Source organism: uncultured Thiohalocapsa sp., from assembly GCF_913063425.1.
Taxonomy (GTDB): Bacteria; Pseudomonadota; Gammaproteobacteria; order Chromatiales; family Chromatiaceae; genus Thiohalocapsa.
In genome coordinates this window covers 1-2,029 of sequence record NZ_CAJXYK010000116.1, presented here as the reverse complement: position 1 = coordinate 2,029, position 2,029 = coordinate 1, and the positions used below count along the sequence as shown (strand labels likewise).

At 71.2% G+C, this 2,029-nt stretch carries 1 pseudogene; it reads left to right on the top strand.

Annotated elements, in window-relative coordinates:
- Positions 1-76 precede the first annotated feature (76 nt).
- A pseudogene (locus tag QZ607_RS25765) lies at positions 77-1,625 on the top strand (IS3 family transposase).
- The last annotated feature ends 404 nt before the right edge of the window (positions 1,626-2,029 follow it).

Below are 2,029 nucleotides of genomic sequence, written 5' to 3'. Positions count from 1 at the left end.
GCCCCCTGTGTCAGGCTAGTTGTCGCCTCTACCTTGTAGGACTGTAACCACAACAGGGGGCGAAGACGAGAGACCCGTGCCGAGATATTCCGACGAACGCAAAGAGGCGGTGCTGCGCAAGATGCTGCCGCCGCACAATCGCCTGCTGGGCGAGCTCGCGGCCGAGGAAGGCATCAGCGAAGCGACGCTGTACAACTGGCGCCGCGCGGCCGCGACCAGGGCCGGCTGCTGCCCGACGGCGCCACCGGGCCCGAGGGCTGGAGCGCGGCGGACAAGTTTGCCGCCGTGGTTGAGACCGCGGCGCTGAACGACGCGGAGCTGGGCGAGTACTGCCGCAAGCGCGGCCTCTACCCCGAGCAGATCCAGGCCTGGCGCAGCGCCTGTGAGCACGCCAACGACTGGGCGGGCGAGCGCGCTCGCCGGAGCCAGGGCGAGCACACCGAGCTGCGCCGGCAAGTGCGCGACCTGCAACGCGATCTCCAGCACAAGGAGAAGGCGCTGGCGGAGACCGCGGCCCTGTTGGTGCTGTCAAAAAAAGCCGCGGCGATCTGGGGGGACGAGGACGCATGATCAGCACCCAAGATCGCCGCCAAGCCATTGAGCTGATCGACGAGGCGGTGGCCGGCGGCGCGCGCAGGGCGCGCGCCTGCGCGGCGCTGGGCTTGAGCGTACGCACCGTGCAGCGCTGGACCCGCGCGGGTGAGGTCACTGCGGATCGCCGCCCGAGCGCCGAGCGGCCCACACCGCCCAACGCGCTGAGCGAGGCCGAGCGCGCCGAGGTGCTCGCGGTGTGCAACAGCCCCGAGCACGCCAGCCTGCCGCCGAGCCAGATCGTCCCGCGCCTGGCCGATGCGGGCATCTACCTCGCCTCCGAGTCCACCTTCTACCGCGTGCTGCGCGACGCCGACGCCCAGCACCACCGCGGCCGCGCCAAGGCCCCGCGCGCGCCGACGCCGCCGCCGAGCCACACCGCCGACGGCCCCTGCCAGGTCTGGTGCTGGGACATCACCTACCTGCCGGGGCCCGTGCGCGGGCTATTCTTCTACCTCTACCTGATCCTCGACCTCTACAGCCGCAAGATCGTCGCCTGGGAGGTGCATACGGCGGAGAACAGCGAGCATGCCAGCGCCCTGGTGCAGCGCGCCGTGCTCGCCCAAGGCTGCATCGACCGCCCGCTCGTCCTGCACGCCGACAACGGCAGCCCGCAGAAGGGCAGCACCCTGGTGGCCACCCTCGAGCGCTTGGGCGTCATCCCCTCCCACAGCCGCCCGCGCGTGAGCGACGACAACGCCTTTGCCGAGACGCTGTTTCGCACCTTGAAATACCGCCCCGCCTATCCGGCCAACGGCTTTGCCGACTTGGCCGCAGCGCAGGCTTGGGTCCTGGACTTCGTGCGCTGGTACAACACCGAGCACCGTCACAGCCGGCTGCGCTTCGTCACCCCCGAGCAGCGCCACAGCGGCGAGCATGTGGCTGTCCTGGCGCAGCGCGAGGCCCTCTACACACAGGCCAAGGCCGCGCATCCCGAGCGCTGGCGCGGCGCAGTGCGCGACTGGACCCCGCCCGGGGCGGTGACGCTCAACCCCGCCGGCGCTGCCGCATCACCCCAGGCGCAGGCCGCATGAGGACCGCTGCGATGCTCGCCAGGGCTGCACGCTGCCCACGCCATCCTTGGGAGGGAGGGAGCGAGCACCTTCTTGCCACCCCGGTGCTGTCCCAGCACAGCCGCTGCCCTGGTGGCCATCCTCGGTCGGTCGGTCGCTTCGCACGGAGCCAGGCGCCCGTAGCCGCGCGCCGGGTCCAGGTGGAGCGCCCGCAGCGCAGCGCAGCGCAGCGAGGACGAACGACCTTGACCCGGCGCGCGGTGGAGGGAGACTGGGCGCAGTGCGAAGCGAGCGGCCGACCGTTTGGCAGCACGCTGCGATCCCCGCGCCGCCAAGCTCGGGCCGCCCCCGCAGGCGCGTCGACGACAGGGCCAATTAGAAATTGAGCGACTGGGTTGAAGCGACAACTACCTTGACAAACACCG